Source organism: Myxococcales bacterium, assembly GCA_016699535.1.
GTDB lineage: Bacteria > Myxococcota_A > Polyangia > Polyangiales.
Window position 1 is genome coordinate 2,060,885 of record CP064980.1, and the last position, 16,912, is coordinate 2,077,796.

At 51.3% G+C, this 16,912-nt stretch carries 12 protein-coding genes and 1 pseudogene; 10 read left to right on the forward strand and 3 right to left on the reverse strand.

Annotated features, from left to right (window positions below; genetic code table 11):
• Window positions 1-6 precede the first annotated feature (6 nt).
• Window positions 7-659: pseudogene (gene deoC, locus IPJ88_09850) on the forward strand (deoxyribose-phosphate aldolase).
• 138 nt (window positions 660-797) lie between these two features.
• On the opposite strand, the gene IPJ88_09855 reads toward deoC, so the two are convergent.
• From IPJ88_09855 to trxA, 3 genes are read right to left on the reverse strand one after another with little or no spacing between them, the layout of a single operon-like run.
• Complete coding sequence (locus IPJ88_09855) at window positions 798-2,417, reverse strand: MMPL family transporter (protein QQR88563.1); 1,620 nt, start codon at window positions 2,415-2,417, stop codon at window positions 798-800.
• Window positions 2,386-3,363 carry a hypothetical protein gene (locus IPJ88_09860; GenBank protein ID QQR88564.1) on the reverse strand — a complete coding sequence of 326 codons (978 nt, stop codon included), beginning with the start codon at window positions 3,361-3,363 and terminating at the stop codon, window positions 2,386-2,388. Before IPJ88_09860 ends, IPJ88_09855 begins: the two co-directional genes overlap by 32 nt.
• Before the next feature lie 46 nt (window positions 3,364-3,409).
• On the reverse strand, window positions 3,410-4,051 hold the full coding sequence (gene trxA / locus IPJ88_09865) for a thioredoxin (GenBank protein ID QQR88565.1): 642 nt from the start codon (window positions 4,049-4,051) through the stop codon (window positions 3,410-3,412).
• A 118-nt stretch (window positions 4,052-4,169) separates the two neighbouring features.
• Here trxA and IPJ88_09870 point away from each other — a divergent pair, with 118 nt between their 5' ends.
• The 9 genes from IPJ88_09870 to IPJ88_09910 all read left to right on the forward strand — a co-directional run bounded on the left by IPJ88_09870 (window position 4,170) and on the right by IPJ88_09910 (window position 16,379).
• Window positions 4,170-4,955 (forward strand): hypothetical protein, encoded by a 786-nt coding sequence (locus tag IPJ88_09870; protein ID QQR88566.1) that lies wholly within the window; start codon window positions 4,170-4,172, stop codon window positions 4,953-4,955.
• Window positions 4,956-4,964: 9 nt separating this feature from the next.
• Window positions 4,965-7,244 carry a protein kinase gene (locus IPJ88_09875; protein QQR88567.1) on the forward strand — a complete coding sequence of 760 codons (2,280 nt, stop codon included), beginning with the start codon at window positions 4,965-4,967 and terminating at the stop codon, window positions 7,242-7,244.
• Between the two features lie 270 nt (window positions 7,245-7,514).
• Window positions 7,515-8,309, forward strand: a complete 795-nt coding sequence (locus IPJ88_09880; GenBank protein QQR88568.1) for a hypothetical protein — start codon at window positions 7,515-7,517, stop codon at window positions 8,307-8,309.
• A gap of 108 nt (window positions 8,310-8,417) precedes the next feature.
• Window positions 8,418-9,194, forward strand: coding sequence for a TonB family protein (locus IPJ88_09885; GenBank protein ID QQR88569.1), 777 nt, complete (start codon window positions 8,418-8,420; stop codon window positions 9,192-9,194).
• Between the two features lie 29 nt (window positions 9,195-9,223).
• The gene (locus tag IPJ88_09890; protein QQR88570.1) at window positions 9,224-10,687 is read left to right on the forward strand and encodes a DUF4856 domain-containing protein; all 1,464 of its coding nucleotides are present in this window, start codon (window positions 9,224-9,226) and stop codon (window positions 10,685-10,687) included.
• Between the two features lie 74 nt (window positions 10,688-10,761).
• Window positions 10,762-11,922 (forward strand): imelysin family protein, encoded by a 1,161-nt coding sequence (locus IPJ88_09895; GenBank protein QQR88571.1) that lies wholly within the window; start codon window positions 10,762-10,764, stop codon window positions 11,920-11,922.
• A gap of 61 nt (window positions 11,923-11,983) precedes the next feature.
• A complete protein-coding gene (locus tag IPJ88_09900; protein QQR92016.1) occupies window positions 11,984-13,354 on the forward strand; it encodes an HTTM domain-containing protein in 1,371 nt (456 codons plus the stop codon).
• Window positions 13,351-15,591, forward strand: coding sequence for a TonB-dependent receptor (locus tag IPJ88_09905; protein QQR88572.1), 2,241 nt, complete (start codon window positions 13,351-13,353; stop codon window positions 15,589-15,591). Before IPJ88_09900 ends, IPJ88_09905 begins: the two co-directional genes overlap by 4 nt.
• A 341-nt stretch (window positions 15,592-15,932) precedes the next feature.
• Complete coding sequence (locus IPJ88_09910) at window positions 15,933-16,379, forward strand: hypothetical protein (GenBank protein QQR92087.1); 447 nt, start codon at window positions 15,933-15,935, stop codon at window positions 16,377-16,379.
• Window positions 16,380-16,912: the final 533 nt, after the last annotated feature.

Below are 16,912 nucleotides of genomic sequence, written 5' to 3' on the forward strand. Positions count from 1 at the left end.
TCTTCGATGCGTACTCTGGCCAGTATGATTGATCATACGCTTCTTGACCCAGAAGCAAGCGAAGCAGCTCATGAGAAACTTTGCCGTGAAGCATTGGACTTTGCTTTTGCATCTGTGTGCGTGAGACCTAAGTGGGTTTCTTTTTGCAAAAAAATGTTAAAAACTCCAACGTTTCGATAGCCTCTGTTGTTGCTTTTCCCGAGGGCAATCAACCTAGTTTTGAAAAAGCTAAAGAGGCCGAGACTGCTGTTGCGGACGGAGCCGTTGAGCTTGATATGGTGATCGACCATCAAGCCTTGCGTGATAGTGAGTACGCTGCGGTACATCGGGATATTGCAACCGTGGTGATGGCTTCAGGTCCCGCTCGAGTTAAAGCCATTATCGAAACGGATTTACTTGATCATGAACAAAAATGCGTTGCTGCTGCCATTGTTAAAGCAGCCGGTGCTCACTACGTAAAAACATCCACAGGTACACTGGGCAAAGGAGCAACGGTCAACGATGTAGCGCTGTTGCGGCGAGTTGTCGGCAGAGACCTAGGGGTGAAGGCTTCGGGCGGAATTCGCAACGTCGATCAGGCACGGGCATTAATTATGGCTGGTGCTAGTCGTCTAGGCACAAGCGCCGGGGTATTGATTTGTAAGAGCCGCACCCGCTGATTGCGAGGAGCTTTTTCTCGCTTTGGCTCAGGTCTAGCGCCGTAGGGAAGGGAAGGGGGGGGGGGGGGGGGGAGGAAGAGGGCGGGGAAAGAAAAAAGAGGAGAGGAGGAAAGGGGGGGGGCGCCTACCCCAGTTGATTTAAGGGCGCCGGGCCCCGGGCGTGATAATACCGGGTACGGTAAGTTCACGCTCCATGGCTCCTGTTTGGGGCAGGTTTTGGCCTTGCCTTTTATTCCAGTAGCGGCGCCAGAGGAGCATGATGGCAGGCATCGTGAGTACGGATGCAAAAAGACAGGTCACTTCGCTAATGGCCATAGCGGCGCCAAAGGAGTTAATGGCTTGGTTCGAGCTTGCATACAGCGACATGTACCCAATCACCGTCGTCAAAGAGCAAAGTACGACAGCGCCGCCGGTCTCTTCGACGGCATAGCGAATAGCAGCAACGCGTTCGGTCCCGCGCACAGCTTCAGCCGCGTAACGTCTCATCACATTCACGCCGTAATCGACACCGTTACCAAAGGTGATGGGAAAAGCGACAAAGTTAAGAAAGTTTAATTTAATGCCGGCCAAAGCCATGCTGGCGCCCATCCAAAGAATGCCTAAGAGAAGTGAGCCGAGGGTAAGCAGGCGTCGCAGCCAGCGATTGAAGGCAAAAAGTAATAGAAGTGCAGTTGCCAAGAGTGAAGCCGCAATCGCAAGTGGGCCATCTTGCCAAATGGATTCGAGCATGTCGGCAAAGATGGGGGGCCGCCCAGCAAGTGGCGGACGTTGGTTGTCGCTCGTGCGTACGGCTCGAATGTCATTTGACCAGCGCACTAAATACCGTCCGTCCCAGTTTGATGCACTATCGGACTGTTCGATAAATATCAGACGTCCGATGCTTCCATCTCGAAGTCTAAATGGCGCACGCAAGGCTTCGGGTAGGTCGCTAACGCGAAGCAGCGGATAGTGCTCGTGGGGCATGTAATCTTGGATGGTTTTTTGCTGTTTGTCGCTCGCAAATTCCTTGATGTCGAGCAGCGATTTACGGATATCCGCGAGCACAAGCTGTTTGTCTTGTTGGTGGTCCGGCAGAAAATCATAAATGCTTCGAACCTGACCGTAGTCGGCCTTGCCCTCATCGCGCCGCTTTTCAAGTTTTTGCTCAAGGACCTGGGCTTCACTTGGGCTGGGTGCCATCATGATAATTACAACCGTTCCTGAAGCCGTGCGGCTTAGAAACTCGTTGACCCGGTCGTTCAGAAGTTGCGATGTAGTGTTGTGCTCTTGGACAGAACGCAATTTGTTGATGTCGTATTCAAGGGGATCGTCGGATATGGCCTTGGCGACAATGAAAATACTTGCAAATCCGAACAGCGCGGAGACTGTTACAATGGTCTTGGGCCATTGATAGATTAGGTTGGCAAAGAAAATGCCGTAAGGCGCTCGATGTTGTTTTCGTGTTTTGGTGATCAAGGGCCTGTAATTTTCCCAAATGCGCACCAGGGCTGGCAGAAGTACCATGGATCCGATCCAACACAAGGCCATTCCCACGCTTCCAATGATGCCGAAATCGCGAAACCCTCTAAAATCGGTAATAGTAAGCGAGCCGTAGGCAAGTGCTGCGGCGAGTGATGCCGTGAGCGTAGCGCCCCACACGCCATAGTGTGTTTTGGCGATGGCAGCGTTGGTGCCTTTGCCTTTGCGTCGTTCTTCGAAATAGCGAGCAAGCCAAATAATGTTAGGGTTAACCCCATTGCCAATAACAATGCTGCCCAAAAAAAGCCGTGCTTGTGTTGAGGTAGTCGACCGCGTACTCCGCGCAGGCAAAGGTGAGTACAACTGGCGGGATAAGGCTAAGACCAAGCAAGGGGATGGCACGAAGACGTAAAAAGAAAATAAAAATAGCGAGTAGCACCAAAATAATTGTGGCGGTGGTCGCCACAACGAGCTCTTCGGTAATGGCTTCGTGCTCTTCAAGTGCTTCGGGTACATCGCCTGCCATGCTGATTTTTAAATCGTTGGCATAGCTTTTAGGGTGAAGACTTTGGGCGATGTCGGTCACGCGTTTTATCAGCGCTTTAGATGGCTCAGGGTCTCCTCCCTCGATGTTGGTACGGATAAAAATTACCAAAAGATTGCCGTCAGGATGAACGTAGTAGCCGCTTGGAAAATGCCCAAACTCGGAGCTGCGCGCCTCGGCTTTTTCCTTGGCAGAATTAACTAGGCTATCGATCTCGGGCGGTGGTTTGTTTTCGAGATCAATATACAGCGGATTGGCGTGAAGCTTTTCGTAGGAGACGCGATCTTGCAAATCATCACGAAACTCTTCCAAGTCTTCAAGAGACATGAATAGATGTTTGTGCTCTTCAACAAAGTCTTTGTAGCTGCCAATGTTCCAGTCGATGCGTAAGATCTTACCTGCCAGAGCTTGATTCAAAAGCGGCACGAGAGCTTTGGCAAAGCGTTGCATTGCTTCTACATTGGTCGATTCAAGAGCAACGGTGAGGGTGGATACGCCGCCTACTTGATCACCAATTTGATCGAGATCACGCACGCTGGCTTTTGTTTCAGGAAGAAGGGCACGCCAGTGACTGTTCAGGTCGAGCTTTAGCGCCACAGGGAGTGCTAATGCCGCCAAGGCGAAGGCCACAGCAACGATGAGCCATGGTTTGCGACATTGGCTTCGAAGTAGTGTTGCGTAAATGTACCTAAATAGCCCCACGAGCGCGGAAGCTAGCACGTATATCCCTAAAGGAGGAAGGTCAAAACTAGCCCCGTTCGACCTCTAGTTCATCGGTTTCCCAGTGCAGAAAACCACCGTTTAGGAAAGCCACTGGGACACCCATTTTTTGCAAGCGCTCGGCTAAATCGCGCGCTTCATCGGTGCCGCGTCCGTATAGGACACGTTGTTTCCCATCATTTGGCGCAAGTTCGTCTAGGTGTTTTTCGATATCGGCTTCGGGGAGATTGATGGCTGAGGGGATGCGAAAGCGTGCATACGAGCTTGGATCGCGGATATCGACTGGCAGCACCTTGTTTTGCCGAATCAGGACAGCGAGGTCCTTCGGGCTGAATTCAGGGGATCCGGCTGGGAGTACGGGCTTTATAAAAGTAAGCAAGGCTTGCTTATCAACAGCGCCGGTGAGCTGATCGACAGCGCGCCCTTCGTTGATCAGCACCAACATCGGGATGGATTGCACACGAAAACCTTGTGCAATCATGGGACTCGCATCCACATCGACACGCACAATCTTCAGTTTGCCTTCAAGTTCCAGAGCCAGCTCATTTAGAATTGGTTCAATGATTTTGCAGGGTTGGCACCAGTCGGCGTACAAATCGACTAAAACAGGGAGCTCGGCCTGTAGCACGGCGGCCTGGAAATTCTGCTCGGTAACGGTTTGTATGGGCATTTTCTTTGCTATTAACGGAGCTTCTGCTTTTTAGCAAGTCGGCTGAAGATCATTTCCAGGGTGAAATTGCTGTCGAAAATTGCGGCTTTTGCTAAGCTGCGAGCGAGGAAGGAAAAAGATGTCTCGCTTATACCTGTGCTTTGCTTTTTCGATCGCTTTGCTTTTCGCTGCTCTATCCGCTCCATCAACAGCCAAGGCTTACCCTCGGCGTTTTGTAGAACGTCCGTTGGTCCTGCCGACAGCGACCTTACGGCTTGATGCAACCTTTCCCTTGGTTTCAGTGGATGTGCCAAACGATGATCGCATCAATACCTTTTCAATGTTGCTTGGTTTAGGCGTAGGGGTCACTCCGAAGCTTGAACTTGGAGCAGTGCTGTTACCTCAACAGCTCGCCGGCGACTTTGAATACCGTAACCCAAGTTTTTACGGTTTGTACAAACTGCTCGATACACGCATCGTTGATATCGCCTTTCGTGGTGATTTGTATTTGCCTTTTGATAATGCTCGGGAATACGTCAACGGAGCAGTGATGCCTTTTTCTCCTTGGTTCGGTGATGCAGCCGTGGGGATTCCCATAAGACTTCACATTGCTGATGTGGCTCGTCTTGATACCGGAGCACATCTCGGTTTGGTCTTTACGGATCCTTGGGGCAGTCGTTTTACTTTTCCTCTTCAACTTAGCTTGCAAGCGACGGAAGATTTTTTCATTGGCCCTCAAACTGGCATACAGGTTGTAGACGGTGACCGTGTGGATATTCCCTTTGGTATCTTTGCGGGCACAACTTTCGGGCCTGCAAACCGTCCGATTCTTGATTTGCTAGGCAAGTTTTATCTGCCTGATGTTGACGTAGGCTTTGATGTGTTTGTGCTGAGTGTGGGTTTGAATATCTATCTCTATTTGTAGGACGGTAATTTGGCAAATATCTCATACGGCAAAACGCAAATGATGTGGGCTAAGGCTGCACAGTCCATGGTGGCTGGTGAAGGCCATAGTGAAACCGTGATGGATGTACTTCACGCTCGCGCCATGCGGCACTTCGGAGATGGTCTGCGTCAGTACTTAACCGTACGACTTGCTGATGCTGCCATGGCTGAACACATCTATAACGAAGTGCATCGCTCAGCCTCCGTTTGGCCCACAGAACGCTTGATACAGCCGCCCGGTGCCAAAGCCCAACTGTACGGACTTGCACGCCGTCTGGCCAACCAAGCGCTGGAAGCAGAACGTTCGATGACACGTTCACGAAATAGCTTGCCATGGCGTCCGCCGAGAGAAGATGTTCCATCAAGTTACGTTCGTGCATTGAGTTATTTTCGTTCAGGTCTCGATCCGGTAGACGCTGAACTGCTTGAACTCTATTTCGTTCGCGAGCTGTCCTTTGAAGAGATAGCTTTTGTGGTGGATCGACCGCTTTCGGAAATCGAGAGCGACATGGCGCGCTTGATTCCGCATGCCCAGGAAATCGTGGGTGAGGCGCCTCCAAGCAAGATGGGTGGACTTGCTGGAGCAATGATCGAGGCCTTTGCCATGGGCCCTCATCTCGGAGCAGCCGAGGTCACCACGCATGTGGAAGAAGAAGAGCGTCCTCCTCTTCCAACAGGCACGCTAGTTGGCGGCCGTTATCAAGTTGAAACACGAGCAGGGACCGGATCCTTTGGTGATGTGTACCGTTGCAACGATTCGGAAGTCGAAGGGCACGTCGTAGCGCTCAAGTTACTACACCATGCGGCGATTTCTGAGAAAGCCCGCGCGTCTGCTTTGCGTGAGTTGCGGCTGATTGCTTCTGTGTTTCATCCCTCGATTGTGCTTTTCAAAGACCATGGCTGGTTTGAAGACCGCCTTTGGTTTGTGATGCCCTGGTATCACGGCGAAACGCTCGAAGATCGCATCAACCGTGCGCCACTGAGTCGTGCCGAAGCGCGCCATATTTTTGAGCCTTTAGCGCGCGCTTTGGCTGCCATGCACGCAGCGGGGGTGCGTCACCAAGACATCAAGCCGGAAAATATTTTTCTTGCACACACTTCCAGTTTTGGCCTTGGCTTTGAAGACAACGTGCTTCCTGTGCTTTTGGATTTAGGTGTGGCGGCTACCGAAGCCGAAGTGTTTTTGGCCGGCACACCCATGTACTTTGCCCCCGAAGTTGCTGCGCCCTTTGCATCGGTTCCGAACTCCAAAGAGATTACCGGCAAAGCAGACATCTTTTCATTGGCGCTTGCCCTGCGAAACGCCCTCGAGCCGGACACCCAAGAAGAGGTCGAAGGTGGCGCTATCGAGGCTTTTGTGCGGCATCGCGTGCAGAATATCCCGGAGTTTCCTCGGGGCGATCAACTTAAATATCTGCTTCCTTCTTTCAAACGCTGGCTGGCGGTGGATCCGGATGAGCGACCGACGGCCGAAGAGTTTGCCGATGAACTTTCCATCTTGACGCGACCGGAAGAACGCCGTGAGCGCCGGTTACGCACACTTCGATGGCTTGTTCCAGCCGTGGTTGCCATAGCCGTAAGTTTTGCTGCGGTGGTCATGTTGTTTTCGAAGCAAGCAGAAATTCAGCGCTTGCAAGCCCAGCGTGCACGTACCGAAGCGGCTTCTTTAAAAGGCGATCTTAATGCGCTTGAAGAAGACATCACGGATTTAAGGCAGCAATACCAAAGCAGCAAATACACGCGCCAACAATTAGCGGACAAACTTGCCGACGCAGAGGGCGAAGTCCGAGCGCTGAGCGCTCGTTTTGATCGCGTTAGCGCGCAACGCCGCGCTCTTCAAAAATCTTTAGAGGAAGAAGAGAGCAAAGTTAAAGACTTAAGTTCGAAACTCGAAACCACGCAAATCTCTTTGCAACAAGAAACGACGCGTGCCAACCAATTGCGAACGGACCTGGGCAGCGCAAAAAGCCAAATCACTTCGCTCAGCGCTGATTTGCAAGGTGCACAACGCAACGTGAGTCGACTTGAAACCGACTTAGAAAAAAGCAAGGTTCAGCAAAACTCCTTGCGCGGCGACTTGCAAAGTGCACGCTCTGATTTGGCAGCTGAAAAAGCACGCGCAAGGCGAATTGAGAGCGATCTTGAAAAAGCCAATGCTGGGCAGCGCAATGCTGAGCGTGAAGTGGCTGATCTAAGGCGCACCGTCCAGAGGCTACAACGTGAGCTCGATGCATTGCGGCGGGCAGGCTCGCCAGCGCGAACCCCTTAGCCAATGCTTTCCAAGCATAGAGGGGTTGACCCCAGCTTTGGTGACATATGTCCCCAGTGTAGTGTGAGTTAGGGGCCAGTGGGCCCCTTGCTCGGTCCTGCCTTGTTGTAATCACTAAACAAATTTTTTCCAACGGATTGGCACGCGCATTGCTTAACTACAATGTGAAAACCATTCATCTTTTTTGCCATCGCATGGAGCTTTTGCAGTAAAAGGTGCGACACCAGAACGGACTGACTCCGAAGCGTGTCGGGGGAAAGCGAACAGCAAGTGATAAAAAGCCCAAGAAACTTTAGTTGGTTGAGTCTTTCGCTGCTGCTTATCGGATGTGCTCAAGGAGCCGAAATCAATCCGAGCCTGAGCCCCGATGCCTCGGACTCGCCACAAGATCTTGCCTTTCTTAATGACGGCGGCACCGGTTTGGCAGTTGATGTTTTGGACTGTGATCCTGGTTTTTCCTTTGCGCCAACGCCTCCTGAAACCAGTAAGATCAACAAGGTTACTTATGAGAGCAAGGTTCGGGGCTATACCTATGTGAGTTATGTATTCGAAGGGCTGGGCAGCGTCGTTGCAGAAAATTTAGTGGTGGAAACTCCAAAGGAAACTGGGGATCGTTGGCGCTGGACTTGGGATGTTACCTTTGCTGAGGGTGGACTGGGCACTATTTATTTTAAAGCGAGTGAAATTGATGAAGGGGATCGACCCAGCTGTCAGTTTCGCGTGACGGCGAATGGACCGGCTCCGGACGTTGTGCCTCCGTTTGACGATCCCATGTGCGCGGAATCTTGTCCGGTTGTGGGGACGAACCTTGCCGGACCGACCCAATTTCCTCCCGATGGATGGTCGGGCGACTGGATTACTTTGGATTCGGCGGGCAATTGCGAAGGCGGGCATTGTCGAATTTGGTGCCCCTATGATCCCGCCCCTGGTAACCATCACACCGAGGCGTGTTGGCTTAGCTGGGAGCAACGCTTTATGAACTACGAAGACGCTTGTCGTTCGTATTGCAACAACAACACCGAAGGTGTTTGGAGTGAAACTGGCCACTATTGTGGCCCTCAATGAAGAGCACGTCCCAGACCTGTTTATTCGCGTTTTGCCGATGCGCCTAAAAATAGGTGGGAAATATATCTTGACTCCCCGGCTAACTTGATCTAATTGAAAATGATTATCATGAACGTTTTTGATCAAGCTCTTTCGGACTCTTCCAATTTTTATGGGAAATTCAACATCAGGCCGTTTCGGCGCTTTGGCCTTTTTGGGATTGTGGCGGTATCGCTTCTGCTGCATGGCCTGGCCTTTGCTGCGCTTGGCTTGTGTTCCATTGCGGAAGCCTCCGAAACGTTGCCGGCTGAGATTAGTTTCAGCATTGTGGGCGGCGAACTCTCATTGGGCGGTGAAACAAGTGGTGCAGATTCGGTACCCGAGCCCAAGAAAGTTCGTGTTCAGTCTCACAGAGCACAACCAAGCGCCGTGGCTTCCGAGAGTTCCATAGCGGTTGTTGATGCAGTGGAACATGCCGACTCCGGTGCGGAACAGGAAGCTTTGAGTAACGAGGGTTCGGCTTCGATCCCAACGAGCGGGCAGGGAAGTTCAGGTGGCTCTGCTTTATCCGAGGGTCATGGGGGCGGGGGCGGCTCGGCCAACATTGCAGGGCTCACGCGTGGCTGGATCAGCGCAGTAGGGCAGTTGCTTTTTCAAAGCGCTGCGCGTCGTTATCCGAGTGCGGCGCGTTTGCAGCGTTTAGAAGGCACAGTAGCTTTGCTGGTGAGGATTGATGCCTTGGGCGCCATTACAAAGGTGAGCGTTAAAACATCATCGGGGCATAGCGTGCTCGATCATGCTGCGCTTGCTGCGGTCCGCTCGATTGGGCGAGTGCCGGCGCCACCCAGCGTCATTCATTGGCGTCCACGGGCATTTACTTTGCCCATTGTTTATCGATTGAATTAATCACTTCACAACATCGAGGAGACAGGCAGATGGTTGCGGGATTATATACACGGGCTTATATTGAAAATGACATTCAGCTTCAAAAACGAGCAAGGCTCGTCCGAGCTTTGGGTTTGGCTTTCCTGACCTGTTTTTTTCTGGTTTTTTCAGCGTGCGAAGATTCAAACGCAAGCGAGCCAGGCCCGACGGACTACACGTTTTTAGCGCGCGACAGTGAGCTTTCAAGCGTATCGTATTCCGGTCAAATCTTGCGGCACGTACTTATTGAAGAACTTAATGATTACATCGCCGGGCTTACGGCGCGGATTGATAGCAGTCAGTTGCAGCCTGCCGAAGGCGACATTGCTCAAGACCTTAACTTTTATTACCGCTTTGATAGCGAGGTTGGCGGGCAAGTGGATTTGACACTGCCAAGTGAACTGCCCCTTGTGCAACAAAGCTACGATGACGTGGCTTCAGGTAAAAACCTGCATGAAAAACTCGCTGGCGTGGATGCGACGGGCCAGCACAAGGATTGGTCGACTTCCTTTGCTGGCTTTGAGCACGAGGATGTAAGATCTCCTGAAAGTCTCGTTGATTTTCTTTTTGACCAACTCGATGCGCTTGCTGTAGCGCGCAGCCACGGCGATGTGGGCATGGCCCCGGATGGCAGCCCGCTTCAAGTGCTTCATGTGACCGAAGAGGGTTGGGACATCAAAGAGCTGATCGAAGAGTTTATGTTGGGCGCCGTGATTTTCTCGCAAGCCACGGACGATTACTTGGACAGTGATCTTGAGGATCATGGTCTCAATGCTTCACACGACATGCTCGAAGAAGGCGAAAACGCAACGGTGCTTGAGCATCATTGGGATGAAGCTTTTGGCTATTTTGGCGCAGCACGTGACTATCTCGAATACAGCGTCGATGAGATTGTTACTCCGGGCTATCGTGACAGCAACGGTGATGGCGAGGTGGATCTGCAAAGTGAGTATAACTTTGCCTTTAGTGTTAAAGCGGCTCAACGTGATCGCGACAGTATCGTTCCCACTGATTTTACCGGCGACATTTTCAGAGCCTTCCGTGATGGACGGACGCTGCTAGCGTCGGTCGATGGCGCGCTATCCGATGCTGAGCACGCATCCTTGCTTGGGTATCGGGATGTGATTGTGTCGACCTGGGAAAAGGTGATTGCGGCCACGCTGATCCATTGCATTAATGAAACGCTCGCAGATACGGTGGCCTTGGGTAGTGAAGCTTATGATTTTTATGATCATGCAGAGCACTTCTCGGAGATGAAAGGCTTTGCACTGGCGCTGCAGTTCTCGCCTTTCTCTCCTTTGAGTGACGCGCAGTTTAATGCCCTTCATGAAAAAATCGGTCTCTACCCTGTGCTTGCACAAGGCGATGCCGCAGGGTATCAGGCAGCGCTGCTCGAGGCCCGAGCGCTCTTAGCCGAAGTCTATGCCTTTGATGAGGGCAATCTTGGTAACGATCAGGGTAAAAGCGGGTGGTGACAAAAATGTCGTTAATTAAGTTCAAAAGTAGACACAATTGGCATGTTTTCGGGTATTTAGTTGCCATTTTTGGCATGTGCCTAAATCTAAGCTGTGGCGGCTCATCGAACAGCGAAGCCGATCCAGGAGCGGCTTTTGATCGCAACGCTATGCTTTTGCACCTTGGAAACGAAGTCATTGTTCCGGCGTTGCAAGCGTTGGATGACCGCGCGGCATCCTTACTCGATGCCACCGCTGCCTATCAAGCTGCTGTGCAAAATGGTGGTGATGTGCAAGCGGCGCATGCAGCGGCGCAAGCGGCTTGGAAGCAAAGCATGCTTGCTCTGCAAGAACTTGAACCGATGCAGGTGGGTCCGGCTGGCTCAAGTGCTGCGGGTGGCGCCAAAGGCGGCATGGACTTGCGTGATGAACTTTATTCTTGGCCTACAGTGAGCGGTTGCCGTGTCGATCAAGAACTGATTACGCAAGGGTTTCAAGTAGCTGACTTTTTCGAGCAAGAGCTGGTCAATGTCTACGGTCTTGATGCTCTGGAGTATTTGCTTTTTGTCGACAGCGCAGACCACAGCTGTGCTTCGCAAACGGGTATTGATGCCGACTGGGATGCGCTTAGTGAAGATGAACTACTGCTTCGTCGAGCAAGCTATGCAGCTACGGCAGCAGCTTACTTTAAGAAAACCACTTCAAAGCTTCTGACCTTGTGGCAAAGCGACGGTGGAAATTTTATTGCGGCGTTTACAGAACCTGGCATCGGGGACTCGCCTTACGATGATGAGCGTTGCGCTGTCGATGAAGTTTTTGCTGCGTTGTATCATTTAGAACTCGGACTCAAAGATCAAAAGCTGGGTGTGCCTGCTGGCATTCGCGTGGAGTGCAGCAAGGATGTGTGTCCTGAACTTGTGGAGTCGGTGTGGGCGAAACATTCCAAGGAAAACATCGGGGCTAACTTGAAGGGCTTTGAAGCGTTGTTTTTTGGTAAAGAGGGCTTGGGCTTCGACGACTTTTTGGTGGAGCTTGGCGCGCAAAGCCTCGCAACTGAGCTTCGCAATCAGTTCGATGCGATCTTAGCCGCCTATGCGCAAATCCAAGGCACTCTTAGTGAAGCTCTTGTCTTGGAACTCGATCAGGTTGTAGCGCTACATACAGCCGTCAAAAACTTCATGGACATTGTCAAAAGTCAGGTCGTAAGCGTGCTTGGTTTGCGTGTGCCACTGGAGGCGGACGGTGACAACGATTAAAGAACGCATCATCACAGCGCTTTTTAGAGAAAAAGACATCGCTTCGCTCGCGGCGTTTCGCATGCTCTTTGCTGCTGTGATGTTTAGCGGGCTTGTCCGCTTTTTGTTACAAGGTTGGGTGGATACGCTTTATGTGCAGCCTACCTTTTTCTTTCACTACGATGGCTTTTCCTGGGTGAGGGTATGGCCCGAGTGGGGCATCTACCTTCACTACGCTTTGCTGATGTTGCTTGCCTTGTTTATCGGCGTAGGTTTTATGTATCGCCTCAGTTGTGCGCTCTTTTTCCTGGCCTTTAGCTACCTGCAGCTCATGGATGTGAGCAACTACCTTAACCACTACTACTTGGTGGCGCTGCTTGCTTTGCTGCTTTGTTTTCTGCCTGCCCATCACTGCTGGTCGGTGGACGCCTGGCTGTTTCCAAAACTTCGCGAGGATCGCGTCGCAGCATGGACGATTTATCTGCTGCGTTTTCAAATCGCCTTGGTCTATCTCTATGCAGCGCTTGCGAAAGTGAACAGCGATTGGCTGCTTTATGCACAACCGTTGGGGCTTTGGATGGGAGCGCGCACGCATCTTCCGATCATCGGCCCTTTTCTTGGTGCACCTTGGGTGGCTTATCTGCTTAGTTGGGCTGGCTTTTTGTACGATGCGAGCATTGTCTTTTGGCTTTCGTGGCGGCGGAGTAGGCCCTTTGCCTATCTCGTGGTGCTCGCGTTTCATGCCATGACATATGTGTTTTTCAGCATTGGGATGGTTCCTTTCATCATGTCGAGTGTGACCTTGATTTTCTTTTCCCCAAGTTGGCCACGCATTTTGCTGCAGCGGATGCGGCGGTTTTTTCCGAAAGCATCGAAGCGAGTTGAGCCTCGGTCTTTTGCGATGGACAGCGGAGCCATTCGTGCCCCGGCCTGGACGCTACACCGACGCTTGGGCGCGATGGCGCTGCTTGCTTACCTTGTCTTTCAAACGGTTTTTCCTCTGAGGCACTTTGCCTATCCAGGCAACGTGCTGTGGAATGAAGAGGGCATGCGCTTTGCGTGGAAAGTCATGGTGCGTGAGAAAAACGGCAGCATTACTTATTTTGTTCAGCCTCGAGGCAGATTGAGCGCGCGCTCGAGCGGCGCGAGCACTGCTAAGAAACGCTATCAAGTCTCGCCACACGACTATCTGACCTTTAGGCAGGCTCAAGAAATGAGCTCGCAGCCGGATTTGATTGTCAAACTTGCCGAGCACATCGCAGATGATTTTCAGAGACGGGGTTTTGGAGCCGTTGATGTGTATGCCGAAGCGCTAGTTTCGCTTAACGGTCGAGCGCCCGCTTTACTGCTGGATCCATCGGTGGACCTTAGTAAAGGATCTGCTGCACTTAAGGGCAAAGACTGGATTTTGCCTGAACCCAACACTGCACCGATTAGGTTGGCATCACGATGAAATATTCTGTTTTTATATTTAGTTTGGCTTGTTTACTTTCCGCGGAAGCTTTCGCTCAGGAAGTTGCAAAAGAAAAAGGGGAGGGCGCAGGCGAGGAGCCCATCGATATGGAGTCGCTCCTGATGGTGGATCCGGTTGTGGTGCAAAGCACGCCGATCGATGTGTCACGAGTGGGTGGTTCAGCCAATGTGATCACGCAAAAAGAACTTGAGCGTTTCGAATACGATGACGTGCATCAGGTCCTCAAGCAGGTACCCGGTGTTTACGTGCGGCAAGAAGATGGTTTTGGTTTGCGCCCCAATATCGGCATGCGTGGGGTGAACTCCGATCGAAGCAGTAAAGTTAACCTAATGGAAGATGATGTATTGCTTGGGCCTGCACCGTATTCGGCGCAAGCAGCCTACTATTTTCCGTTGAGTATACGTATGGTGGGCATGGAAGTGTTCAAGGGTCCGGGCTCCATTCCTTATGGCCCGAACACAATTGGTGGCGCCATCAATTGGCTCACCCGGCCCATTCCGGAGCAAAGTGAAGGCGATTTGGATCTTTCGGTGGGCCAATACCGCAGCGGAAGGTTTCACGGCAACTATGGTATGCGCAGCAAGTACGCAGGCTTTCTCATTGATGGCGTGCATTTGCAAAGCGACGGTTTTAAAAATCTCGATGGTGGCGGCAACACCGGCTTTGATAAAAATGAGATGCTGGCCAAGTTTCAGATCAATACCGATCCGGATGAGCTTCGTTATCAGTCCTTGGAGTTACGACTTGGTTATTCCAATGAAACTTCCAACGAGACCTATCTTGGCCTATCCGACGCTGATTTTGCAGCGACTCCCTACAGGCGCTACGCTGCGAGCCAATTGGGACTCATGGACTGGTGGCGCACGCAAATCCAAGTTCGTCATTACCTGAGAATCAGCGATAGCATTGAAGTGAAAACCACCGCCTATCGGCATGATTTTTCACGCTCTTGGCGTAAACTTAATCGCTTCAGCGGAGGACCCGCGCTCTTTGATGTGCTCAATCAACCCTTCGGGCAAGCAGCGGTGTATGAATCAATTTTGCAAGGCCAGCAAGATTCTGAAGGACCGGATCAAAATCTTATGGTTGGTATCAACCAACGTGATTTTGTCTCGCAAGGCATCCAAAGCACGACGACCTGGTCATATGAAAAAGACTGGTTCTCCCAGCAACTCGAGCTTGGTTTTCGCTTTCACTACGATGAAATCAAGCGCAATCACACCGAAGATCCCTATCGGATGCTGGCTTCCACCTTGGTTCCTACCCAAGATCCGCGTCAGTTGATTTTGCAAAATCAAGTCAAAACAAATGCTTGGTCGTTTCACACTTTGGATCGCATACAACTGGGCGAATCGTTATTGCTCACGCCGGGTCTACGTGTGGAGATGATCGATTGGCAGTATCGCAACAGCACGGATGCGACTGCCGTAATAGAGCAAAACGATTTTTATACCGTGCTTATTCCTGGGATTGGAGCTGTTTATCAATTGATTCCAGAGCTGTCTGTGCTTGCAGGCGTTCATCGAGGCTTTTCTCCGGCGGCACCGGGTCCCGAAAAAAACGCAAAGCCGGAAACAAGCGTGAACTACGAAGCTGGGCTGCGCTTTTCGAAGGAGCAAAGCAAAGCAGAGCTTGTTGGTTTCTTCAATGACTATTCAAACATGACGGCCGTTTGTTCTTTTAATCGTGGCTGTAGCGATGAGTCCATTGGTAGCCAGACCAACGCGGGCTCGGTGTTTGTCTATGGCCTCGAGGCCAGCGCATCGCAGGACCTTCCTCTGTGGTGGGATTTTGCTTTGCATACACAAGCGGCCTACACCCTGACGCTTTCGGATTTTCAAAATGATTTTACTTCAAGCGATCCCTTGCTTGCGGATGTTTCCAAGGGTGATGCTTTGCCCTACATACCGGTGCATCAACTTAACTTTATCGTTGGGGTGAATCATCCGACTTGGGGCGTTGATTTGTCGGGTACCTACGTGGGTGAGATGCGAGATGTGGCAGGGCAGGGTCCGATTCCGACTGCCGAGCGCATCAATGATTACATCGTTTTTGATCTTGCCGGTCGCTACAAGCTCAGCGACAAGCATGAACTATACGCCCGTATTGATAATCTGTTTGACAATGAATACATGGTTTCACGCAGGCCTTATGGTTTACGGCCAGGTAAGCCCTTTTTATTCATGGTGGGCTACAAAGGGCACTTCGGTCCGTAGTGAGACAAAGTCCAAGACCGATTTGCCGCGAAGGGTGTAGCTTCACGATGGGGAGTTGCCTTTTCCTAGCTTGAGCACAAAGTCATACACGCTTCTACCTAGGCCGTCGAAACGTACATGCGTTTTTCAATTTTGGTCAGCTTGCCTGATTTTTCCAAAGTGTCTCCCGTGGCAAAACGTGGTATCATTTGAAGAGCATGACATCCGCACGACTCTTTCGATATTTTTCTTTTTTATGCCTGGTGTTGTTAGCGCATTGCGCTAAATCTTTAGTTGATTTGGAAAACAGGGAATGTCCGTGCGTTGAAGGTTACATTTGCAACGAAGCAACGAATCTTTGCGTGAGCTCTCTTTCTTCTGACGATGCGGGTCTTGGTGGGGATGTTTTTGAAGATGTTTTGTCCGAGGCATCCGTGGACGCATCGGCAGACACGCCGACGGATACCCCGACGGATACCCCGACGGATACCCCGACGGACACCCCGACGGATACGCCCAACTCGCTGCCTTGCGATTCGGGTTTTACAATAAGCCCAACAGTTTCAGCACCCTTTAGTTTTGATTTTTTTCATATTCAACCCCTGGCGAACTTTGCGGTGAATTTCGTGGCGATTTCCGGTTCAGCGACTTTGAGTGTCGGGCAGACTTCTTCCACACCGGTCGATGGAGGTTTTGTTTTTACGTTCGGCGTCACTGGTTCCGGCTCGGGCGTTATTGAAATGGAGGTGGTTGCCGATCCCTCGGCAGCTGTATACGGCACTTGCCGATTTAACCTCGTTTCAAACTAAACATAACCGAAAAACAAGTCTTCTTTCATTACTGGACCCACGAAATGGCTTTAGTTAGGGTTGGTTAAAAGGAGCAAGCGTTTTGGAGTCAATAGCGTAAACTCTATGGAACCGTATGCTTTAGTGGGGCGCGATTTCGTTTGATTGTATAGCCAAGCCCTCTAGGCTATGCTTCTTGAACGTATCATGTGGCCTATAGCAGCTTCGATGAAGCAAAGACTAGCCATTACGCTCAGTGTTGCCGCGGCTGCGCTGGTCTGGTTTTTACCTTTTGACTTGCAGCCGCTTGTCCATCGTTTTTCGGTGGTGTTTGTGCTCGTGTTGGGCCTATGGCTAAGCGAAGCCATTCCGATAGCAGCGACTGCTCTGCTTATTGCACCCTTTTTTGTGATTATGGGAATATGCAACGCGAAGCAAGCTTTTGCGCCTTATGCGAATCCGTTGCTTTTTCTGTTCGTCGGTGGCTTTTTTATCGCTCGGTCCATGGCCCTTCATGGTCTCGATCGGCGTATTGCCTTTGCCTTACTTCGCCA

What these genes read in the sequence shown, in the direction of transcription:
- trxA (QQR88565.1), bottom strand. Translation starts at nt 4,051, where the DNA reads ATGCCCATACAAACCGTTACCGAGCAGAATTTCCAGGCCGCCGTGCTA.
- IPJ88_09900 (QQR92016.1), top strand. Translation starts at nt 11,984, where the DNA reads ATGCTCTTTGCTGCTGTGATGTTTAGCGGGCTTGTCCGCTTTTTGTTA.
- IPJ88_09885 (QQR88569.1), top strand. Translation starts at nt 8,418, where the DNA reads ATGAACGTTTTTGATCAAGCTCTTTCGGACTCTTCCAATTTTTATGGG.
- IPJ88_09905 (QQR88572.1), top strand. Translation starts at nt 13,351, where the DNA reads ATGAAATATTCTGTTTTTATATTTAGTTTGGCTTGTTTACTTTCCGCG.
- IPJ88_09890 (QQR88570.1), top strand. Translation starts at nt 9,224, where the DNA reads ATGGTTGCGGGATTATATACACGGGCTTATATTGAAAATGACATTCAG.
- IPJ88_09870 (QQR88566.1), top strand. Translation starts at nt 4,170, where the DNA reads ATGTCTCGCTTATACCTGTGCTTTGCTTTTTCGATCGCTTTGCTTTTC.
- IPJ88_09895 (QQR88571.1), top strand. Translation starts at nt 10,762, where the DNA reads ATGTGCCTAAATCTAAGCTGTGGCGGCTCATCGAACAGCGAAGCCGAT.